18 protein-coding genes and 1 pseudogene are annotated in these 20,380 nt (G+C 70.6%); 7 read left to right on the top strand and 12 right to left on the bottom strand.

The features are described 5' to 3' along the window. Window positions 1-131 precede the first annotated feature (131 nt). The 3 genes from WMI84_RS03620 to WMI84_RS03610 are packed head-to-tail and all read right to left on the bottom strand — an operon-like array spanning window position 132 to window position 3,309. On the bottom strand, window positions 132-818 hold the full coding sequence (locus tag WMI84_RS03620) for a response regulator transcription factor (RefSeq protein WP_347350642.1): 687 nt from the start codon (window positions 816-818) through the stop codon (window positions 132-134). Next, window positions 811-2,052: a hypothetical protein gene (locus tag WMI84_RS03615; RefSeq protein WP_347350641.1), complete on the bottom strand. Its 1,242-nt coding sequence runs from the start codon at window positions 2,050-2,052 to the stop codon at window positions 811-813. Before WMI84_RS03615 ends, WMI84_RS03620 begins: the two co-directional genes overlap by 8 nt. Window positions 2,053-2,088: 36 nt before the next feature. After that, the gene (locus WMI84_RS03610) at window positions 2,089-3,309 is read right to left on the bottom strand and encodes a DNA recombination protein RmuC (protein ID WP_347350640.1); all 1,221 of its coding nucleotides are present in this window, start codon (window positions 3,307-3,309) and stop codon (window positions 2,089-2,091) included. A gap of 65 nt (window positions 3,310-3,374) precedes the next feature. Between WMI84_RS03610 and WMI84_RS03605 the strand changes: the two genes are divergently transcribed. The 4 genes from WMI84_RS03605 (at window position 3,375) to WMI84_RS03590 (ending at window position 7,140) form a co-directional block, all read left to right on the top strand. Next, window positions 3,375-4,226 (top strand): thioesterase family protein, encoded by an 852-nt coding sequence (locus WMI84_RS03605; protein ID WP_347350639.1) that lies wholly within the window; start codon window positions 3,375-3,377, stop codon window positions 4,224-4,226. Window positions 4,227-4,741: 515 nt separating this feature from the next. After that, on the top strand, window positions 4,742-5,836 hold the full coding sequence (ychF, locus tag WMI84_RS03600) for a redox-regulated ATPase YchF (protein ID WP_347350638.1): 1,095 nt from the start codon (window positions 4,742-4,744) through the stop codon (window positions 5,834-5,836). Window positions 5,837-6,079: 243 nt separating this feature from the next. Further along, window positions 6,080-6,664 carry an ArsR family transcriptional regulator gene (locus WMI84_RS03595; protein ID WP_347350637.1) on the top strand — a complete coding sequence of 195 codons (585 nt, stop codon included), beginning with the start codon at window positions 6,080-6,082 and terminating at the stop codon, window positions 6,662-6,664. Then, window positions 6,655-7,140: a hypothetical protein gene (locus WMI84_RS03590; RefSeq protein ID WP_347350636.1), complete on the top strand. Its 486-nt coding sequence runs from the start codon at window positions 6,655-6,657 to the stop codon at window positions 7,138-7,140. The genes WMI84_RS03595 and WMI84_RS03590 overlap by 10 nt, the downstream gene beginning before the upstream one ends. Window positions 7,141-7,490: 350 nt before the next feature. Here the strand turns inward: WMI84_RS03590 and WMI84_RS03585 are convergent, their stop codons facing one another. From WMI84_RS03585 to WMI84_RS03570, 4 genes are all read right to left on the bottom strand, one after another. Next, on the bottom strand, window positions 7,491-8,510 hold the full coding sequence (locus WMI84_RS03585) for an LLM class flavin-dependent oxidoreductase (RefSeq protein WP_347350635.1): 1,020 nt from the start codon (window positions 8,508-8,510) through the stop codon (window positions 7,491-7,493). 63 nt (window positions 8,511-8,573) lie between these two features. After that, window positions 8,574-9,236 (bottom strand): DUF2461 domain-containing protein, encoded by a 663-nt coding sequence (locus WMI84_RS03580; RefSeq protein ID WP_347350634.1) that lies wholly within the window; start codon window positions 9,234-9,236, stop codon window positions 8,574-8,576. Between the two features lie 86 nt (window positions 9,237-9,322). After that, a complete protein-coding gene (locus WMI84_RS03575) occupies window positions 9,323-10,045 on the bottom strand; it encodes a PIG-L deacetylase family protein (protein ID WP_347350633.1) in 723 nt (240 codons plus the stop codon). Window positions 10,046-10,079: 34 nt separating this feature from the next. Further along, entirely contained in the window at window positions 10,080-11,720 is a 1,641-nt protein-coding gene (locus WMI84_RS03570; protein ID WP_347350632.1) for an MDR family MFS transporter, read from the bottom strand. A gap of 51 nt (window positions 11,721-11,771) precedes the next feature. Between WMI84_RS03570 and WMI84_RS03565 the strand changes: the two genes are divergently transcribed. After that, window positions 11,772-12,284 (top strand): GNAT family protein, encoded by a 513-nt coding sequence (locus WMI84_RS03565; RefSeq protein WP_347350631.1) that lies wholly within the window; start codon window positions 11,772-11,774, stop codon window positions 12,282-12,284. Here WMI84_RS03565 and WMI84_RS03560 read toward each other — a convergent pair. Next, window positions 12,233-13,021: a DsbA family oxidoreductase gene (locus WMI84_RS03560; protein ID WP_347350630.1), complete on the bottom strand. Its 789-nt coding sequence runs from the start codon at window positions 13,019-13,021 to the stop codon at window positions 12,233-12,235. The two genes, WMI84_RS03565 and WMI84_RS03560, sit on opposite strands and share 52 nt — an antisense overlap. A gap of 122 nt (window positions 13,022-13,143) precedes the next feature. Here WMI84_RS03560 and WMI84_RS03555 point away from each other — a divergent pair, with 122 nt between their 5' ends. After that, window positions 13,144-13,494, top strand: coding sequence for a DUF488 family protein (locus WMI84_RS03555; RefSeq protein WP_347350629.1), 351 nt, complete (start codon window positions 13,144-13,146; stop codon window positions 13,492-13,494). Between the two features lie 66 nt (window positions 13,495-13,560). On the opposite strand, the gene WMI84_RS03550 is transcribed toward WMI84_RS03555, so the two are convergent. The 4 genes and pseudogenes from WMI84_RS03550 to WMI84_RS03535 all read right to left on the bottom strand — a co-directional run bounded on the left by WMI84_RS03550 (window position 13,561) and on the right by WMI84_RS03535 (window position 19,000). Then, window positions 13,561-15,249 (bottom strand): ABC transporter ATP-binding protein, encoded by a 1,689-nt coding sequence (locus WMI84_RS03550; RefSeq protein WP_347350644.1) that lies wholly within the window; start codon window positions 15,247-15,249, stop codon window positions 13,561-13,563. An 87-nt stretch (window positions 15,250-15,336) separates the two neighbouring features. Then, a pseudogene (locus tag WMI84_RS03545) lies at window positions 15,337-16,152 on the bottom strand (ABC transporter permease); the annotation flags it as partial. Window positions 16,153-16,208: 56 nt separating this feature from the next. After that, window positions 16,209-17,297, bottom strand: coding sequence for an ABC transporter permease (locus WMI84_RS03540; RefSeq protein ID WP_347350628.1), 1,089 nt, complete (start codon window positions 17,295-17,297; stop codon window positions 16,209-16,211). 89 nt (window positions 17,298-17,386) lie between these two features. Beyond that, the gene (locus tag WMI84_RS03535; protein WP_347350627.1) at window positions 17,387-19,000 is read right to left on the bottom strand and encodes an ABC transporter substrate-binding protein; all 1,614 of its coding nucleotides are present in this window, start codon (window positions 18,998-19,000) and stop codon (window positions 17,387-17,389) included. A gap of 213 nt (window positions 19,001-19,213) precedes the next feature. Between WMI84_RS03535 and WMI84_RS03530 the strand changes: the two genes are divergently transcribed. Next, the gene (locus WMI84_RS03530; RefSeq protein ID WP_347350626.1) at window positions 19,214-20,191 is read left to right on the top strand and encodes a universal stress protein; all 978 of its coding nucleotides are present in this window, start codon (window positions 19,214-19,216) and stop codon (window positions 20,189-20,191) included. Window positions 20,192-20,380: the final 189 nt, after the last annotated feature.

The raw sequence follows: 20,380 nt of genomic DNA, 5'->3' as shown, positions 1-20,380 counted from the left end.
CACGAGCGCGCCACGCGGGACGAGTGCAAGCTGCTGCATCGCGTGGTCCTCTCTCGTGGCCCACCTCGCGTGGGCTGCTGACACCACCATGCCAAGTCCACGTAGCTCGCAAAACCCCCAGAATCGGGGGGTCAGTCGCCGTCCAGCAGGTCTCCCGGCCCGATCCCGAAGGCTCGCTCGATGTCGCCCGGGCTCGTGTCCCGCAGGTAGTGGCGCAGCTTCACGCAGGCCGCCTGGTAGTGCTCGCGGGCCACTCCCTCGGTGATGTGGAGCATCGCGGCGATGTCCTTCCAGTGCCGCCCGCGAGCGCGGGCTGAGATGACCTGGCGCTGGCGCGGGCTGAGGTCGAGCGTGGTCTCGCGTCGGTCGAGCAGCTCGGTCAGGCCGACCAGCGACTGGGTGACCACGACCTGTCCCTGCCGGATGTCGCGCACCGCCTGGACCGCGACATCCGGCGGGTCGGACTTGTGCACGACGCCGTCGGCGCCTGCTCGCAGGCACAGCGCGAGGACCAGGGGGCGGCGTTCGTCGGTGTAGATGCAGACCGGGTAGCCGAGGCCACGCACCGCGCTGATGGCGGCCCGGCCCTGCTTCACCGCCGGCGTCGCCTGTTGCCGAGGGTGCCGCAACAGAAGGTCGAGGACGACCACGTCGCAGCTGGTCGGGTGCGCCTCGAACTCCTCGACCGTCGCGTACGTGGCGATCACGTCCAGACCTGGGTGGACGGTGGCGAAGCCGCCCCGGATCACGGTGCTGTCATCGATCACCACGACCCGCGGCGGGCCGGTCTCCGTGCGCGAGGCGTTCGGCTCAGCCACGACCGCTCGTCCTGCCACGTGGTGGCTCGGACCGGTGCGCCTGCTCCGCCGCCACCGGGCCCACGATGGTGACCGTCGTCCCTCGCCCCGGCGCAGACTCGATCCGGGTCAGGATGTCGAGGTCGCCCAGGACCTGCCGCACCTGGGTGTCCAGCCCGAAGCCGAGCGGGCGCCGGTCCTGGTCGAACCCGACGCCGTCGTCGGAGATGCTGACCTCCCAGGTGCGTCCGTCCGTGTCGGCGTGCACGACCACCTGGTGGGCGTGCGCGTGCAGGCGGACGTTGTGCAGCACGGTCGTCACGGCTCCGCGGGTGCCCGCCCAGACGTCGTCGGGGAGCGGAGTCGGTGCGCCCAGGTCGATCGCGAGTTCCAGCGGCAGGTCCTCGAAGCCCTGCAGGGCGGCGGCCACCATCGTGCCGACGGTGCGCTGCGTGTCCCCCGGGCGGGGCGCCTGCCGCCCGAGGTAGTGGCGCAGGCGTCGGGCCTCGAGGTCCGCCTGGCGTCGCAGGCCGGGAAGCACGGCTGCCGGGGTGGCCTCGTCGGACAGCAGCCGCAGCACGCTGGTCGCGTCGTGGACGGTCAGCTGGTAGCGCTGCAGCTCGAGCGCACGCGTCGCTGCCACGGCGTCCTCGCGGGCCTGGTCGGCGTCTGCGGCGAGGTCACGGACGTAGCGGACCAGCAGCGCCACCACGATCGCGTAGCCGGGGATGGTCAACGCGTCGGTGAGCAGGCTCGGCAGGGAGCTCACGCCGGCCATGGCGGTCCAGGCGAAGCACCAGGCGCCGAGCGCCACCGAGCTGCCCACGGCCACGGATGGTCGCAGCCACGAGGCCGCCAGCGCGGCGACGTTGATGGCATAACCGGTCGCCCAGGTGCCCCAGTCACCGACGATGTGGCCGGGCATCAACAGGGCCATCGCGGGGAAGCCCACCCAAGCCAGGGCGAGGTCCGGGAGATGCCAGGCTCCGCGGCGCACCGACCGCAGCGCGACGCACTGGACGATGACCAGGGACGAGACCGCGACGGCCGCCACCGTGAGCACCAGGTACCCGTCGGGGTGCGGCGAGACCTGGGCACCACCCACCGCGCCCAGGATGATCTGGAAGAGGACCACACCGCGCACGACCGGGGCGAGCAGGGCGATGTACTGCTCCGCGCGCTGGCCGGCGGAGGGCATCGGGCGCTCACCTGCAGAGGGGTGGGCGTCGGGCTGGGGCGTCACGAGGTCGGCCACCCGACCATGGTGGCAGGTGCTCGGCAGGTCGGCAGGTCAAGCAGTCCTCGTGACCCGCTCCGGGTCGTCGGCGCGGCTCACCTGCTCGGCGAGGAACGCCGCGTCACGGTTATCGCTGGTCGTTGCCGTGGAGTCCGTCGCCTCGACCAGCTCGGGGACGCTGAGCGTGCGCGGCCCGTTCGTGACCGGCTCGAGGCATGGCTCCTGTTCCGAGTTCAGCTCGAGCTCACGCATCCGTCGGGCGGTGACCATGACCCTCGACTCGAGGGTGCCGACGAAGCGGTTGTACTGCTCGACCGACTTCGCGAGGCTCTGCCCCATTCCCGAGACATGCTTGCCGAGCGTCGTGAGCCGCGCGTGCAGCTCCTGCCCCAAGCGCAGGAGCTCTCGGGCGTGCTGTTCCAGGGCCTGCTGCTGCCAGATCGCCCCGATCGTGCGGAGCACGGCGAAGAGCGTGCCGGGCGAGGCGAGGACCACGTTGCGGGTCAGTGCGTGCTCGTACAGGCCGGGGTCGCGGGCCAGTGCGGCACCCAGCACCGCCTCACCGGGCACGAAGCACACGACGACCTCGGGTGACCGCTCGAAGGCGGTCCAGTACGACTTGGCAGCCAGCGACTCGACGTGTCGCCGCAACGCTGTGGCATGGGCCGCGAGCAACTCCGTGCGCTCCGTGTCGGCGACCCCGTCGCCCTGGGCCCGCAGGAACTGGGTCATCGGCGCCTTGCTGTCGATGACGACGTGACGTCCGCCGGGCAGGTTGACCACGGCATCCGGCCGGATCGAAGCGCCGTGCCGGCTCACGGCTGACACCTGCTCGGCGAAGTCGCAGCGCGGCAGCAGCCCGGACAGCTCGAGGACGCGGCGCAGCTGCAGCTCTCCCCAAGCGCCCCGAACCGACGAGGCATTGAGTGCACTCGCCAAGGAGGCGGTCTGGGACCGGAGCGACTCGGTGGAGGCCCCGACGGCCAGCAGCCGCTCACTCAGCTCGCCGAACTGGTGCGCGCGGTCCCGTTCCAGCACTCCCACCTGCCGCTCCACGCGGACGACCGTGTCGCGCAGCGGGGCGAGCAGGAGCCGCGTTGCCTCGTCGTCTGCCCGCGCGGTCTCGAGCTGCGCGACGTGGCTGCGGAGCACGTCACGCTCCGACTCCGCGCTCGCGGCTCGCGCCAGCAGACCGGTGCGCCCCCACGACCAGGCCAGCACCGCACCGAGGATGACGCCGACCAGCAGACCGATCATGAGCATGGTTGTGTCCATGCCCGTCACCCTGTCACCCGGCACCGACAGTGCTGGCGGGAGCCCCGTCTGCTAGAGATGAGCCCGTGCACGAGTTCGACACGGCCATGCAGCTACGCCCCGACTCCCACGGCCGGTGGAGCGGTGCCTTCCACGACGGTTGGCGGATCGGCAAGGCGATCAACGGCGGCGTCGCCATGGCACTCGGGCTCACCGCCCTCGGCCGGCATCTGGCCGAGGACCCGGCCGAGACGCAGCGCCACCTCGACCCGGTCGTGCTCTCGGCCTACTTCATGACGGCCGCCCTTGCCGGGCCGTGCACCGTCGAGACGGAGACGCTGCGGTGCGGACGACGCCTGTCGACCGGCCAGATCAGCGTGTGCCAGCTCGGTCCCGACGGCGCTTCGGTCGAGCGGATGCGAGCCCTCGCCTCGTTGGGCAACCACCACACCGTGAGAACGGGCCGACAGGCCGAGCCGCCCGACCTGCCGCCGCCGGACCGGTGCATCCCCTCCGGCGCCGCCTCGCCGGACTTCCTGAGCGCGAGCCCCTTCCTCGACCGGCTCGACCTGCGCCTCGACCCCGACACGGCGGGCTGGGCGGTCGGCAAGCCGTCGATGCGCGGACTCATGCGCGGCTGGCTCCGCCTCAAGGACGGACGTGAGCCGGACACGACCATGCTCATGTGGGCGCTCGACGCCTTCCCACCCGTGGCCTTCGACCTCGGCATCTACGGCTGGGCGCCGACCCTCGAGTTCACCGGGCACGTCCGTCGTCGCCCTGCCGCCGGCTGGCTACGCGTGGTCCTGTCGAGCGACACCATGACCGGCGACCTCATGGAGGAGGACGCGACGATCTGGGACTCGGCGGGCAACCTCGTCGCACAGTCGCGCCAGCTGTGCAGCGTGCGTCCGGTCCCACCGGCTCCGGGAACCTGACCGACCACCAGCGTGGTCAGGTCGCCTGCCATGTGTGGTCAGGTCGCCGGTCGTGTGTGGTCAGGTCGCCAGTCGTCTGTGGCCAAGTCGCCGGTCATGTCGCAGGCAGGGACAGGGTCGAGCACGCGGCCTGCGTCGCGTTGCGACATGACCGGCGACTTGGGGCCGCGTTGCGACATGACCGGCGACTTGGGGCCGAGTTGCGACATGACCGGCGACTTGGGGCCGAGTTGCGACATGACCGGCGACTTGGGGCCGAGTTGCGACATGACCTGCGACCGGAACCGCCCGGCGACATGACCTGCGACCTGGTTGGAGTTCTGCGCCGGATCGGCGGGCCTCCGGACGCACCGGCCTCCGGACGCACCGGCCTCCGGACGCACCAGGCTGATGAGACTGTCAGGACCCGACCCACGGACCCGGCCGGCCGCTCGGCGGCCGGGACCGCGGTGCGGCACTGAGCGGCATACACGCTGGTCGGGAGCCCGCCACGCGCCAACTACACTCTCGGTCTTGTGGCACTCACCATCGGAATCGTCGGACTGCCCAACGTCGGCAAGTCCACGCTCTTCAACGCGCTGACCAAGAACCAGGTCCTCGCCGCGAACTACCCCTTCACGACGATCGAGCCGAACATCGGCATCGTGCCACTTCCCGACGATCGGCTGGGCCGGCTCGCCGAGCTCTTCAAGAGCGAGCGGATCGTGCCCGCGACGGTGAGCTTCGTCGACATCGCCGGTCTGGTCCGCGGCGCGAGCGAGGGGGAGGGGCTGGGCAACAAGTTCCTGGCCAACATCCGCGAGTCCGACGCGATCTGCCAGGTGGTGCGGGCGTTCCAGGACGACGACGTCGTGCACGTCGACGGCAAGGTCGACCCCCGCAACGACATCGCGGTCATCGAGACGGAGCTGTGCCTGGCCGACCTGCAGACACTCGAGAAGGCCGTGCCGCGCCTCGAGAAGGAGGTCAGAACCAAGAAGGGCGAGAAGAAGTCCGCTGAGCTCTTCGACACGGCGCTCGCCGCGCAGCGGGTGCTCGAGCAGGGCACCACGCTGTATGCCGCTGGGCCGGGCGCCGGAGTCGACATGGAGCTCGCGGCGGGGCTGGGTCTGCTCACCACGAAGCCGTTCATCTACGTGTTCAACCTCGACGAGGACCAGCTGACCGACGAGGCGCTCAAGAAGGAGCTCGGCGAGTCCGTCTCGCCGGCCGACGCGGTCTTCCTCGACGCCAAGCTCGAGATGGACCTCATGGACATGGAACCGGACGAGGCCCTCGAGATGCTGCAGGGTTTCGGCGCGGAGGAGTCCGGGTTGGACCAGCTGGCACGCAAGGGCTTCCACACCCTCGGGCTGCAGACCTACCTGACCGCGGGGCCGAAAGAGGCGCGGGCCTGGACGATCAAGCAGGGGTGGACCGCACCGCAGGCGGCCGGGGTCATCCACACCGACTTCCAGCGTGGCTTCATCAAGGCCGAGGTCGTCTCCTACGACGACCTCGTGGCAGCAGGGTCGATGGCCGCGGCGAAGGCGGCGGGCAAGGTGCGGATGGAGGGCAAGGAGTACGTCATGGCCGATGGCGACGTGGTCGAGTTCCGGTTCAACGTGTAACGCCATTGACGTTCAGCGTCACCCGGTTGTCGCTCGACGAGTTCCGCGTCCCGTCAGGCAACCGACGCGGCCGGCGAGCACAGCATCGGGGTCAACGACCACTGGCGGACGTGTCTCGTGTCGGGCAGGCGTCGGACGGGAGGAGATGGAGCAGCTCCCGCCTCCCGAAATCAACGTCCGGCCCGCCAGAACCGGGACGTACTCGCCTTGGCTATTCATATAGTGGAGGATAACCTCAGTTTCATGAGAAGTGAGGCGCCGCTCCTCGCTCCGGTCTTCCGATCGGACGGTCAGGCGCGTCTGCTCTCCACATTGTTGCTCATCGACGACGAGCTCAGTATCACCGATCTGGCCAAGCGAGCCGATCTGTCCTATCCGACCGCGCACCGCGAGGTCGCGCGCCTGTTGGACGCCGGCATCCTGAGCGAGCGGCAGGTGGGCCGTACCAGGCTGATCCGCGCCAACGACCAGAGCCCGCTGGTCGACCCCTTGCGCGCGATCCTGAGGGTCGCGACCGGGCCTGTCATGATCCTGGCCGAGGAGTTTGCCCGTATCGACGGGATCGAGTCGGCGTTCCTCTACGGCTCCTTCGCCGCGCGGATGCTCGGGAATGCCGGTCCCGCGCCGCGCGACATCGACGTCATGGTGCTCGGTGAGCCCGACGTGGATGCGGTCTACGAGGCAGGCACCCGGGTCGAGACCGCAGTGCACCGTCCCGTGAACCCGACCATCCTGACTCCTGAGGAGTTCGCTGAGGCCTCCGGGTTCTTGGATAACGTGCGCAGCGGGCCGGCGGTGGCCGTGATCGGGGAGCTGCCGTGGCGCTGATCCCGCTCACGCGTGCCCAGCAGGGCACTGTCCTCGCGCTGGTCGAGGCGCGACGTCTCCATGTCGTGCACACCGACCTGACTCGTGCGACCTCGTTCCTGCGCCAAGCTGAGGAGCGCCTGAACCAACTACCGCTACTCACCAGTGTCGTCGTCAGGTACGGCATCGCCTACGACGCCTGTCACGACACCGGCGAGGCGTTGCTGGCGGCGTATGGGTTCCGGACGACCAACGGGTCCGGCCAGCCCGAGGCGCTCGGCCGCTACCTCCGTGTCGTCTTCGACAAACCGCCCGCGGACCGGGCGGCGCGAGAGTTCGACCGTCTGCGACGCGCTCGCAACCAAGGTCGCTACGAGGCTAAGCCGGTCGGTGCCGCGGCGACCCAGAAGGCCGAGCAGATCGCCTGGACGCTGTTCAAAGCCGCCCTCGCCAGGGGGATCTCGCCGCGACCCAGCAGTCCGCGAGAAGTCCGGTGAGACCGGCGATCGCCGATGACGTCCCACGCTCCCGCGCATGTCCGCCCAGCCACAGGACGTCCTCCGGAGTGCGTCATCCATTTGACGGCCGGGTCGCGAGTATGACTCTGACGTGCCGTCTCGTGGTCTTCACCACTCCGGGTCGTACCGTACGAACCGCACCCGGTTGCCGGCTCGGGCCGACCGGCCAGCGAGCTGCGACCCGCGATGCACGCCCAATCGGCAGACCGCCCCTGGTGCGCGGCCGAGGACCCGGAGCGCGGACGGAACCGCGACGAGGTCCGCAAGGGATATCGCCGGTACAGCATCTCGGCGCTCCGCGCCGTCTGGACGGCAGCCCACCTCCCGCCTCAGCGCCACCCCAGCTCCGGCGCGACCAGCCGCAGGATGCTCTCCAGCACGTGGGCGTTGTAGTCGACCCCGAGCTGGTTCGGCACGGTCAGCAGCAGGGTGTCCGCCGCCGCGACCGCCTCGTCGCGGGCGAGGTCACGGACGAGCTGTTCGGGCTCGGCGGCATACGTCTTGCCGAACCTGGCCAGCCCGCCCTCGAGGAGGCCGACCTGGTCCTGGCTCGCGGTCTCGCGCAGGAAGTAGGCCCGGTCCAGGTCGCTGACGATCGGGAAGATGCTGCGGCTGACCGAGACCCGCGCCGCGCGCTCGTGCCCGGCCGCCGCCCACGCGTCGCGGAAGCGTTGGATCTGCTCGGCCTGCAGCTGGTGGAACGGCACCCCGGTGTCCTCGGTGAGCAGCGTCGAGCTCATCAGGTTCAGCCCCTGCCCGGCGGTCCACTCGGCGGTGGCCCGTGACCCGGCGCCCCACCAGATCCGGTCCCGCAGACCCGGCGAGTGTGGCTCGAGCCGAAGCAGGCCCGGGGGGTTGGGGAACATCGGGCGGGGGTTCGGCTCGGCGAAGCCCTTACCGTCGAGCAGCTCGAGGAAGGTTGCCGCGTGCCGGCGCGCCATCGTGGCCGCGTCCGAACCCTCCTTCGGGACGTGGCCGAAGTAGCGGTAGCCGTCGACGACCTGCTCGGGCGACCCCCGGCTGATCCCGAGCTGGAGCCGCCCGCCCGAGATGAGGTCGGCGGCACCCGCGTCCTCGACCATGTAGAAGGGGTTCTCGTAGCGCATGTCGATCACGCCGGTGCCGATCTCGATCCGCTTGGTACGAGCGCCGATCGCCGCGAGCAAGGGGAACGGGGACCCGAGCTGGCGCGCGAAGTGGTGCACGCGGAAGTACGCCCCGTCGGCGCCGAGCTCCTCGGCGGCGACGGCCAGCTCGATCGACTGGAGCAGCGCGTCGGAGGCGCTGCACGTCGCGGAGTGCGGTGAGGGCGTCCAGTGGCCGAACGACAGGAACCCGATCCTCTTCATGCCGCTGCAACGTCGATGCGCCGCTCGTGCTTCCGCAGGTCGGCCCCCGATCCGGCGGGACGCCTACCGCGGATCGGCTCGTTCGCCCGGGCCTGCCCGACCCACCACGGCAGCGAGCCACTCGACGAGGGGGCGCACCTCGCGCCACCGCTCCCGCACCTGCTCGGCCAGCCGGGGCGTCTCGACGACGGCGGGGTCGGCGATCCAGCGCATCACCGTCAGCGTCCGGTGCCGCAACAGGGCGATCCGGGGGTGGTCGCGTGGGACCCCGCGAGGTGCGGTGCGCAGCGCCTCGTCGTTCAGCTCCCACCCGGAGTCGGTCAGGTCGGCGACCATCCCGGCCAGCGCGGCGCCGGACGGCCCGGCCACGGCGGTGCGGTAGGCCGCGAGGGCCGCTCCGTCGGGGTGGTAGAAGCCGCCGCCGAGGCGGAACCCTTCGGCCGACACCTCCGCGTACCAGCCGGTGAAGGGCCCGGCGGCCCCAACGAAGATCCCCTGGTTGGTCTTGTACGGGGTCTTGTCGCGGGAGTAGCGCAGGTTGCGGTAAGGGCGGAACGCCTTGCCCGGGCCGAACTCGCCCTCGAGCAGGTGCAGCAGGGCGGTCATCGGGTCGTGGACGGCCCGGTCGTAGGTGTCGCGGTGGGCGAGCCAGAACTGCCTGCTGTTGTCCTTCTCGAGGGCGGCGTAGAAGTCGACGGCGGCCCTTGGGAGCCCGGTGAACGTCATACCGGCAGCGTATGTCGCGGCAACGGCTCGGCCGGGGCGCGCCGGGAGCTCGTCGGTGCCGTCGTACCCGCCGCGCGGTCGCCGGCTCAGCCCATCCGGATCGCCCGCACGCCCAGGGCCCGCTCGACGCCCGCAGCCGCGCCGCCCTGCGTGACGACTCCGGTGACCAGCTCGCGCGGCGCCGGGTGGTCCGGCAGGGCCGCGAGGTAGACCTCGTGCGCCTCGAGCGAGGCGACCGCCTTCTCGACGGCGTCGGCGCCGAGCTCGATCGCGTGGGTCGGGGTCGCGCCGGTCACGAGCAACCACCGCGTGGACCACGGCTCGAGGCCCTCCTGCTCGCGCAGCTCGCGGAAGACCCACGGGTTGTCGGCATCGCGGATCGCGTCGGCGGTCGCCAGCCCGGCCGCGCGGTGGTCGGCGTGGTTGAGGCCCCATGGCACCTCGAGATCCCAGGTGGTGCAGAGGATGGCGTGCGGCCGGACCTGTCGGATCCGGCGGGCCACGTGCCTGCGGGTGGCCAGGTCGGGCTCGAGCACCCCGTCGGGCAGGTCGAGGATCGTCAGGTCCTCCACCCCGACCGTGGCGCAGGCCCGCCGCTGCTCCCGGGCGCGCAGCGGTCCAACCTGCGCAGGGTCACGGTCGCGGATCCCTGCCTCGCCCGACGTCAGCAGCAGGTAGGCGACCTCGATGCCGTGGGAGGTCCACTGCGCGACCGCCGCCGACGCGCCGTACTCCATGTCGTCCGGGTGGGCCACCACGCACAGCACCCGGGTCACGTCAGGGTCGTCGAACAGCTCGAGGTCGGCCATGCCCGCACGTTACCGGCCGGAGGAGGTATGCCGCTCAGCCGGCTTCCGAGGGCCGGTGCCCTCGGGCGTCGCCGGCCTCCCCAGCCGCGGAGGCCTCCCGGTCGACCGGCACCGCACGGTCGGGAGTCGCGGCCTGCGGTGTGGTCGTCCCCCCGGCGGCGGACGCCTCCGACGGGGCCTCCTCGACCGTGGGGAAGTGCCGTGGCACGACGAGCAGCACGAGCAGCGAGGCGACCCCGGCCGCGAGCAGGCCGAGGAACACCGCATGGGTCGAGGCCTGCAGGGCAGAACGCATGAACTCCTGCGCGGCCGGCGACGGGTGTCCGAGTAGGGCCCGGCTCACCTCGTCGACGCTCGACGGGACGATCCCGCGCAGGTCTGCCGGGGTCGTCTCGAGGTGGCGCAGCAGGACGAGGTTGGTTATCGCGCCGAAGACCGCGGCTCCCAGGCTCTGCCCGAGGAAGCGCGAGAACATCGCGCCGCCGGTGATCACCCCGCGCTGCGACCACGTGACCATCGACTGCAGCCCGACGATGAGCGGGGTGGTGATCAGGCCCATCCCGGCACCCATGAGCACGCTGCCGAGGACGGCCAGCCAGATGGTGCTGTCCTGGCGGACCTGGACGAAGACCACCCCGGACGCGATCGCGAACCCGGCACCGACGATCGCGGTGTCCCGGAAGCCGATGCGCAGGTAGAGCCGGCTGGACAGGCCCGAGGCGATCGGCCAGCTCATGCTCATCGTCCCGAGCACGAAGCCGGCCGCCACCGGGGTCAGGCCACCGACCGCCTGCGCCCAGGTCGGCAGGAAGGTGGACAGGCCGATGACGGCCAGGCCCGCGAGGATCGTGGCCACGTAGGATCCCGCGGTGATCCGCTTCGTCCACAGCCACATCGGCATGATCGGCTCCGCGGCCCGCCGCTCGACGCGCACGGCGGCGACGCCGGAGAGTCCGGCGGCCACGAAGATCACCACGCTCGGCACCGACCACCAGGGCCAGCTGGTGCCCCCCTGCAGCACGCCGAACATGCCTAGCCCGGCGGCCAGGAACAGCAGCACCGCGCCCACCCAGTCGATCCGGTGCCGGTGGTGCTCCACGTCCTCGTGGACCCGGCGCACGATGAAAGTCAGGGCGATGGCGCCGATGGGGATGTTGACCAGGAAGATCCAGCGCCAGCTCGTGTACTGGGCGAAGATGCCGCCGAGCGTCGGCGCCACGACGGCAGAGATGCCCCAGACGCTGGACAGGTAGCCCTGGATGCGTCCCCGCTCGCGAATGTCGTAGAGGTCGCCGGCCAGGGTGTTGACCGTCGCGCCGATCGCACCGGCACCGAACCCCTGCAGCGCGCGGAAGAGGATCAGGGCGAGCATGTTCCACGAGAAGGCCGACAGGACCGAGCCCACCAGGAAGATCACCGAGCCGATGACGAGGATCGGCTTGCGCCCGTAGATGTCGGCGAACTTCCCGTAGATCGGGATCGTCACCGTCTGGGCGAGCAGGTAGATCGAGAAGACCCAGCCGACGAGGGCGAACCCCCCCAGGTCGCTGACGACCTGGGGGATCGCGGTTGCCACGATCGTCGTGTCCATCGCGATGAGGGCCATCGCGAGCATGAGCGCGACGAGGACGGGGGTGCGTGAGTCACGCGGGTGCACGAGGCGGCTCAGCTGCATCCGTCCTCCTTCCTGCGCACGTCTCCATCCTGCTCCTCGTAGTCTTCCGGTATGCCGCTCACCCCGTCGGTCGCGCTTCGTCCGCTCCGCTCCGGCGAGCTCGCGCAGGACTGGCCTGCCGACTCGGAGTTCGACGACTTCGGGCCCCGGGACGCCCACCTCGGGCCGCCGTGTCGACTCGACGGCGACGGCCACCTCGGTGTCGTGGCCGACGGCCGCCTGGTCGGGACGATGAGCTGGACCTGGGTGGGCTGGGGTCCCAACGAGGCGTCCCGGTGCCCGATGATCGGCATCTGGCTGCGGGCGGACGCCCGCGGAGCCGGGGTCGGCACGCAGGCCCAGCGTGACCTGGTGGACCTGCTCTTCCGGCACACTGCGACCAACCGGGTGCAGGCGCACACCGACGTCACCAACGGCGCCGAGCAGCGCGCCTTGGCCAAGGCCGGGTTCACGGCCGAGGGGGTCGTGCGCGGCGGGCAGTGGCGCAACGGCTCATGGCACGACGGCAGGCTCTACTCGATACTCCGGTCGGAGTGGCGGGCCGACCGAGCCGCCGCCGGTTGAGGCGCCCGCGCAGGAACGGCCGATCGGCCCGGGATGACGCAGCCGTCGGGACCGCACGCCGGGTCGTCCTCGGCCGCAACCGGGCTCACCATGACGAGTGGGTTCGCCTCGCGCCACACCTGCTCCAGCGTCTCGCTGAAGACCTCCGTCGGCTGGGCGCCGGACACGCCGTACTTGTCGTCGAGCACGAAGAACGGGACGCCCTGGATGCCGAGGCTTCCCGCGCGGCGGATGTCCGACTGCACTGCTGCGCGGTAACGCCCGTCTGCCAGAGCCTGCTCGACCTCGCTGCCGTCCAGCCCCGCCGCGGTGCCGATGCGGACCAGGACCTCGAGCGAGCCGATGTCCTCGCCGTGCTCGAAGTGGGCCGACAGTAGCGCCTCGTTGACGGGTCCGTCCAGACCGTGCGCGGCGGCCAGGTGGACCAGCTCGTGGGCGCGCAGGCTGTTGGCCACGACGAGCGAGCCGAAGTCGTAGCGCAGTCCCTCACCGGCGGCGACCCCGCCTATGTGGTCGAACATCCGGCGCACCTGCTCGGGTGTCATGCCCTTGCGACCGGCGAGGTAGTCGAGCTCGGCGCCGTCGTAGTGCTCGGGCAGGTCCGGGTCGAGCTGGTAGCTGTGCCAGCTCACCTGCACGTCGTCGCGGTGGGCGAACCCGACCAGGGCCCGCTCGAACCGCCGCTTGCCGATGAAGCACCACGGGCAGGCGATGTCCGACCAGATGTCGATCCTCATGACCGTGCCAACACGGCGGAGGCGGCGGCCCTTCCCGGGTGTCCGACGGCTGGACGGCGGGCCGTCCCCACGGCGGGGGCGCGCCGACGGGTTAGTCTCGAAGGAGAGGGAAGGACGGGTCCATGGCAACGGTGCACACCAAGCGGGTCTACGAGGAGGCGGCTCCCGAGGACGGCTACCGGGTGCTGGTCGACCGGGTCTGGCCGCGTGGCATCTCCAAGGAGCGGGCCCACGTCGCCGAGTGGCAGAAGGAGGCGGGCCCGTCGACGGAGCTGCGCAAGTGGTTCGGGCACGTGCCGGAACGCTACGAGGAGTTCCGGCGCCGCTACCGTGACGAACTCGTCGGCAGCGACGCTCTGGGGCACCTGCGCGAGGTCGTCGCGGGCCATGACGTCGTCACGTTGGTCTACTCGGCCAAGGACGAGCAGTACAACCAGGCAGTGGTGCTCTCGGAGCTCCTGCGCGAGCCGTGATCCCCGGCCCGACGGGGCCGCGCCCCCAGGACCACGGTCGGGCCACGGGGCACGGTCCCGGGGCCCTCAGCTGATGTCCGTCAACAGGTTGCCGCGCTCGGCCCGCCGGCGCCGCTGCTCGACGGGGTCGGGCACCGGGACGGCCGCGATGAGCTGCTTGGTGTACTCCTGCTGCGGGGAGCCGAGCACCTGGGCGCGCGAGCCGATCTCGACGATGCGGCCGCGCTGCATCACGGCCACCCGGTTGGCCAGCATGTCGACGACCGCCAGGTCGTGGCTGATGAAGATGCACGCGAAGTGCAGCTCGTCCTGCAGCTCCGCGAACAGCTCGAGCACCCGGGCCTGCACCGACACGTCGAGGGCCGAGGTCGGCTCGTCGGCGATCAGCACCTCGGGGCGCAGCGCCAGCGACCTGGCCAGGCTGACGCGCTGGCGCTGCCCGCCGGACAGCTCGTGGGGGAAGCGCTCATCGTACGAGGCGGGCAGCTCCACCCGCTCGAGCAGCTCGCGCACGTGGGACCGCTGCTCGGCGGGGCTGCGACGTCCCTCCGCGCGCAGCGGCTCGGCCACGCAGTCCCCGATCGACATCTGCGGGTTCAGCGAGGCGGCCGGGTCCTGGAAGACGAAGCCGAACCGGCTGCGCAGCGGCTTCAGGTCGCGGTCCGAGAGGCCGGAGACCACCTGACCGCTGAGCCGGACCGTCCCTCCGGTGGGCTTCTGCAACCCGACGACACAGCGGCCCACGGTCGACTTGCCGGAGCCGGACTCGCCGACCAGGCCGAGCACCTCGCCGCGGTGCACGGTCAACGAGACGTGGTCGACGGCCCGGAAGCGGGGTTGGCCGAACCGGCCGGGGAACTCGACGACCAGGTCGTCGATCTCGAGCACCGGCTCGGCGCCCTCGGTCACGGACAGGTCCGTGCCGAGACCGTGGCCCAGGTGCGGTACGGCGTCGAGCAGGCGCCTGGTGTAGGGATGCTTCGGGTCGGCGAACAGCGGACCGACCGGTGCCTCCTCGACGATCGTGCCGCGGTACATGACCACGACCCGGTCCGCCATGTCGGCGACGACCCCCATGTTGTGCGTGATCAGCACGATCGCCGTGCCGAGCCGGTCGCGCAGGTCCAGGAGCAGCTCCAGGACGGCGGCCTGGACCGTCACGTCGAGCGCGGTCGTCGGCTCGTCGGCGACGATGACGTCGGGCTCGCAGGCGATCGCCATGGCGATGACGACCCGCTGCTTCTGGCCGCCGGAGAGCTGGTGCGGGTAGTAGTCGACGCGCCGCTCGGGGTCCGGCAGGCCGACCATGTCGAGCAGCTCGACCGCCCGGGCGCGGGCGTGCCGGCGGCTGACCTTCTGGTGGGCCCGGATCCCCTCGACGATCTGCCAGCCGATCGTGTAGACCGGGTTGAGCGCGGTGGACGGCTCCTGGAAGATCATCGACACCTCGTCGCCGCGCACCTCCTGCAGCACCTTGGCGGGCGCCCCGATGAGCTGCTGCTCACCACCCGACTCGGTGGTGAGCACGGCCGACCCGGAGACGCTGGCGGTGGGGGGGAGCAGGCCCAGCACCGCTCGGGAGCTGACCGACTTGCCGGACCCCGACTCGCCGACCACCGCGACGACCTCACCGGGTGCCACGTCGAAGCTGACCCCGTCCACGGCGTGCACCGGGCCGCTGTCGGTCCGGAAGGTGACCGTCAGGTCGGTCAGGTTCAGCGTCGCGACCCGCCGGTCGCCCTCGGCCCGGCGCACGACGCTGGCGTGGCTCGCCAGTCCCTCCACCGCGACCTCTGCCGCGTCGGCCTCGCTGGTGTCACCACGCCGGGCCCGCAGCCGGGGGTCGAGCAGGTCGTTCAGGCTCTCCCCGACCAGGGTGATCCCGAGCACGAGCAGCACGATCGCGGTGCCCGGGAAGACCCCGGTCCACCAGATCCCGTTGGTCGCGTCGGACATCGCCTTGTTCAGGTCGTAGCCCCACTCGGCGGCGGCGGACGGCTGGATGCCGAAGCCCAGGAAGCCGAGGCCGGCCAGGGTCAGGATCGCCTCGGAGCCGTTGAGGGTCGCGATGATCGGCAGGGTCTGGCGGACGTTGGAGAAGACGTGCCGGGTCAGGATGCGGGGCACCGGGGTGCCGACGACCCGCGCCGCGTCGACGTACGGCTCGACCTTGACGCTCAGGGTCGCGTTGCGGACCACCCGGAAGTACTGGGGGATGAACACCACCGTGATCGACAGGGCGGCTGCCATGATGCCGGCGGTGACGCCGGACTGGCCGCCGGACAGGACGATGGCCACGATGATGGCCAGCAGGAGCGAGGGGAAGGCGTACATCGCGTCGGTGATCAGCACGAGGACCCGGTCGAGCGCGCGGCCCACGTAGCCGGAGAGCAGGCCGAGGGGAACGCCGATGCACAGCGAGAAGACCACGGCGAGGACGACCACCTCCAGGGCGGTCCGAGCCCCGTAGACGACCCGGGAGAACACGTCCTCGCCGCCGACGCTCGTGCCGAACCAGTGCGCGGCCGAGGGCGCCCCCTGGATCGGGAAGTCGTGGCCGTTGGCGCTGGCGTCGTTGAACCCGTAGGGGGCGATCCACGGCGCGAAGACGGCCAGCACGACGAACAGGACGATGATGACGACGCCGGTCAGGACCATGGCGCGCTGGACGCCGCGGGTGTTGCGGATGAGGGCGAACATGGGGTGCTCCTGGCTCAGAACCGCACGCGCGGGTCGACGAAGGCGACGATGACGTCGATGACGAGGCTGGCGATGCTGACGACGATCGCGAACAGGGTCACGATGCCCTGCACGGCGATGAAGTCGCGTTTGATCAGGTACTGGGCCAGCGTGTAGCCCAGCCCCTGCCACTCGAAGGTCGTCTCGGTCAGCACGGCGCCGCCGAGCAGCAGGGCGATCTGCATGCCCATCACCGTCACGACCGGGACCAGCGCGTTGCGGAAGGCGTGCTTGCGGATCACCCTCCGCTCCGGCACGCCACGGGCCCGGGCCGCCGTCACGTAGTCCGCGCCGAGGGTGCCGATCAGGTTGATCCGGACGAGCCGCAGGAACACCCCGCCGGTGAGCAGGCCGAGGGTCAGCGCCGGCAGGACCGCGTGCTGCAGGACGTCCCAGACGTAGTCCGGGTTACCCCACAGGATCGCGTCGAGGATCATGATGTGCGTCTGGGGCGTGACGTTCGACAGGGCGATCTCGGTCTCGATGCTCGACCGCCCGGCCACCGGCCAGCCGAAGGGTGAGAAGGCGAGCTTGAAGAGCAGGCCGAGGAAGAAGACCGGCGCCGCGTAGACGACGATCGAGAAGATGCGCAGCACCACGTCGGAGGAGCGGTCGCGGTACCGGGCCGCGACCCGGCCGAGCGGGATGCCGATCAGGAAGGCGACGATCAGCGACCAGAAGGCCAGCTCGAGGGTGGCCAGCCCGTTGACCACGAAGATGTCGGTGATCGACCGGTTGTCGGTCAGCGTGTGGCCGAAGTCGAAGTGCAGGATGCCCCTCAGGTAGTCCCAGTACTGCCCCAGGATCGGCCCGCTCAGCCCCGCTGCCGCCTTGCGTTCCTCGATCTGCTCCGGCGACAGACGGCCGCCGAGGGCCGCCGTGATCGGGTCTCCGATCACCCGCATGAGCAGGAAGACGAGGGTGACGAGGATCCAGATCATCAGCGGTACGAGGGTGACCCGGACGATCAGGTACCGCAGCAGTGGCGGCATCCCGCCCGACCTGCGTCCCTCCGCCTTGCTGGGGGTCGGTTCCTCGGAGCCTTGGACCTCTGCGATGGTCATGGTGCGGGCCTTCCGACGCCGGGCACGAGACGGGCCCGGGAGCGTGGCGACTGCCAGCTGCCCCGGGCCCGTCGGACGTGCTCTCGAGGTTACTTCGACAGGGATGTGAACCGGAACTTGAAGGCCGCGTCGAGGGTCTCCTGGACACCCTTGACGTCGTCCTTGGCGACCGCCACCTGCGCGCCGTAGAGCATCGGCAGGGTCGGGACCTCCTTGGCGACCTTGTCCTGGATCTGGCCCAGCAGCTGCTCACGCTTGGCCTGGTCCGGCTCGGTCACCTGGGCGACGAGGAGCTTGTTCATCTCATCGTTCGAGTAGTGCGACTGCAGGAAGTTGTTCGGCCCGAAGAACGGGGTCAGGTAGTTGTCGGCATCGGGGAAGTCCGGGAACCAGCCGAGCTGGTAGATCGGGTACGAGTCCTTGGTGCGCTCCTTGGAGTAGGTCGTCCACTCGGCCGACTGGAGGTTGACCTTGAACAGGTTCGTCGCCTCGAGCTGCCGCTTGATCTCGTTGTACTCCTGGTCCGAGCTGCTGCCGTAGTGGTCCGGGTTGTACCAGATCTGCAGCGACACCGGCGTGCTCACCCCGGCGTCGGAGAGGAACTTCTTCGCCTCCTCGAGGTTCGGCGTGGCGCCGTAGAGGGTCTTGAACGCCTCGTTCGCGCCGGGCAGGCCCGGGGGCACCTGCGAGTACGACGGCTTGTACGTGCCCTTGTAGACCTTCGTCGAGAGTGCGTCGCGGTCGATGCTCGAGGCCATGGCCTGACGGACCGCGAGCTTCTGCGCGTCGTTGTCACCGGCCATCGTCTTGAGGTTGAAGACCATGTAGCGCAGCTCGCCACCGGCGCCGGTGTAGACCTTCAGGCCGGCGACCTTCTGCAGCGACTCGATGTCGGTCGGGGTGAGCGAGCGCCACGCGACGTCGATGTTCTTGTTCTGGATGTCCAGCTTGAGGTTGTCGGCGTCGGTGTAGTACTTCATGGTCACGTCGGCCACGTGCGGCTTGTTGAACGCCCCGTTGTAGCCGGGGTTGGCCTTGAACTGCGCAACCTGGTTCTTCTGGTAGGTGCCGATCGTGTACGGGCCGGAGAAGCCCTGCGCCTTGACGGCGTCGTCGTCGGAGAGGACCTTGTCGGCCGGGTAGACCTTCTCGTCGACGATCGGGCCCGCCGAGGTGACCAGGATCTGGGGCCAGGTCTGGTCGTTGCCGTTCTTGAGGGTGAACACGACCGTCTTGTCGTCCTTGGCCTCGACCGCCTTCATGTTGCCCAGCAGCGAGGCGGGTCCGTTCGGGTCGTTGATATCGACGATCCGCTTGTAGGAGAAGGCCACGCTCTTGGCCGTCAAGGGGTCGCCGTTGGCGAACTTGAGGCCGTCCTTCATCGTGCAGGTGTACTCGGTGGGCGTGGTGAACTCGCACTTCTCCGCGGCGTCCGGCTGGGGCTTGTTCTGGCCCTCCGGGAAGTTCAGCAGGTACTGGAAGACCTGCGTCTGCACCTGCATGGAGCCGTTGTCATACGCACCGGCGGGATCGATCGAGACGACCTTGTCCGTGGTGCCCACGATGAGCGATCCGCCCGCGGCGCCCGCCCCTCCTCCCGTGCTCTCGCTCTTGGTGCCGGGGTTTCCGGCACCACACGCCGAGACCAGCAGCCCCAGCGCGGCCACGCCGGCCAGGGCGGTTGCCCCACGACGAATCTGCATCACGTTCCTCCTGGTTGATGTGCGGGCCGATGCAGGCCGTGTCAGGGTCGTTGCGCACCGGCTGGACGCACCGTACCTGCCGCCGGGGGGTGGCGAAAGGCGTAGCCGCGATTGTGGCCGTTCTGAAGCCTTGCCGTGCCCGGGGCGTCCCGGTATCGACCGTAACGGCGCGTCCGGGGTGCCTCGGACCGGGGTACCGGGGGAGAATGGGGCATGTTCGCCGAACCCCGTGACAGTGGCGCCCGCCGGAGCGACGAGCCGGGAGGGCAGCTGGCCGGCCACCCGACCCACGAGGACGACGTGCCGACGGGTGCGGTCGTGGCCGGACTGGACGGCAGCGAGAAGGACCGTGGCGTGCTTGCCTTCGCCACCCGTGAGGCCGAGATTCTCGGCTCGCCGCTGCACCTGCTCATCGCCCAGGAGGTCCATGCCGGGCTGGTGGGGGCGTGGGACTCCGGCTTCATCCCGATCGGTCTCGAGCCGGAGCTGGGCCAACGCCACACGCGCACGCTCGACGGTCTGGTGGCCCAGCTGGCCGCACGGCACCCCGCGCTCGCCGTCACGGCCAGCCAGCCCTGGGGTACCCCGTCACAGGCGCTCGTCGACGCCTCTGAGCGGGCCCGGATCGTCGTCGTGGGCAGCGGCCGCAAGGGCAAGCTCGAGCGGATCCTGCTCGGCACGACCTCGCTCAACACCGCGATGCATGCGGTCTGCCCGGTCGTCGTCGTCGGGGACGACCCGGGAGACGTGCAGCGCCCGATCGTCGTCGGCGTCGACGGCAGCGCCCACAGCATCCGCGCGGCCACGGTGGCCGGCGACGAGGCGTCCCGGCGCGGGGTCGCCCTCGTGGTCGTGACGACCTGGTGGCTCGAGGTGGTCGACGGCATCGTCGTCACCGAGGAGGGCACTCCGGAGTGGCAGCGGGTCGAGTCCGGCTACCGGAGGATGATCGAGCAGGTCCTGGCGCCGATCCGGCAGAAGCACCCCGAGCTGGCCGTCGAGGTCGACCTGCGCAACGCCCGCGCCGTCGGGACCCTGCTCGAACGAGCCGCCGAGGCGGGGCTGGTCGTGGTCGGCGGCCGGGGTCATGGCGGCTTCGCCGGGATGGCGCTCGGCTCGGTCAGCCACAAGGTGCTGCAGCGCTGCACGATCCCGGTCGCGATCGTGCGCGCACAGGCTCGCACCGACTGAGGACCCTGACCCTCCCTCCCCCCGCCCCCATCGACAGTGCAGCAATCCCGATCGACAGTGCAGCAATCCCGATCCACAGGGCAGCAATCCCGATCGACAGTGCAGCGGGTCGCACTCTCGATCGACAGACGTGCACTCTCGATGGGGAAACGTGCACTCTCGATGGGGAAACGTGAACTCTCGATGGGG

The sequence above is a fragment of the Intrasporangium sp. genome (genome assembly GCF_039812505.1).
Taxonomy (GTDB): domain Bacteria; phylum Actinomycetota; class Actinomycetes; order Actinomycetales; family Dermatophilaceae; genus Intrasporangium_A.
The sequence above is the reverse complement of the archived record's forward strand: the minus strand, read 5'-3'. Positions and strand labels throughout refer to the sequence as shown.

Coding starts and splice junctions, on each gene's coding strand:
- WMI84_RS03535 (WP_347350627.1), bottom strand. CDS start 19,000: ATGCAGATTCGTCGTGGGGCAACCGCCCTGGCCGGCGTGGCCGCGCTG.
- WMI84_RS03580 (WP_347350634.1), bottom strand. CDS start 9,236: ATGACGTTCACCGGGCTCCCAAGGGCCGCCGTCGACTTCTACGCCGCC.
- WMI84_RS03570 (WP_347350632.1), bottom strand. CDS start 11,720: ATGCAGCTGAGCCGCCTCGTGCACCCGCGTGACTCACGCACCCCCGTC.
- WMI84_RS03530 (WP_347350626.1), top strand. CDS start 19,214: ATGTTCGCCGAACCCCGTGACAGTGGCGCCCGCCGGAGCGACGAGCCG.
- WMI84_RS03555 (WP_347350629.1), top strand. CDS start 13,144: ATGGCAACGGTGCACACCAAGCGGGTCTACGAGGAGGCGGCTCCCGAG.
- WMI84_RS03575 (WP_347350633.1), bottom strand. CDS start 10,045: ATGGCCGACCTCGAGCTGTTCGACGACCCTGACGTGACCCGGGTGCTG.
- WMI84_RS03595 (WP_347350637.1), top strand. CDS start 6,080: ATGAGAAGTGAGGCGCCGCTCCTCGCTCCGGTCTTCCGATCGGACGGT.
- WMI84_RS03540 (WP_347350628.1), bottom strand. CDS start 17,297: ATGACCATCGCAGAGGTCCAAGGCTCCGAGGAACCGACCCCCAGCAAG.
- WMI84_RS03565 (WP_347350631.1), top strand. CDS start 11,772: ATGCCGCTCACCCCGTCGGTCGCGCTTCGTCCGCTCCGCTCCGGCGAG.
- WMI84_RS03585 (WP_347350635.1), bottom strand. CDS start 8,510: ATGAAGAGGATCGGGTTCCTGTCGTTCGGCCACTGGACGCCCTCACCG.
- WMI84_RS03610 (WP_347350640.1), bottom strand. CDS start 3,309: ATGGACACAACCATGCTCATGATCGGTCTGCTGGTCGGCGTCATCCTC.
- WMI84_RS03560 (WP_347350630.1), bottom strand. CDS start 13,021: ATGAGGATCGACATCTGGTCGGACATCGCCTGCCCGTGGTGCTTCATC.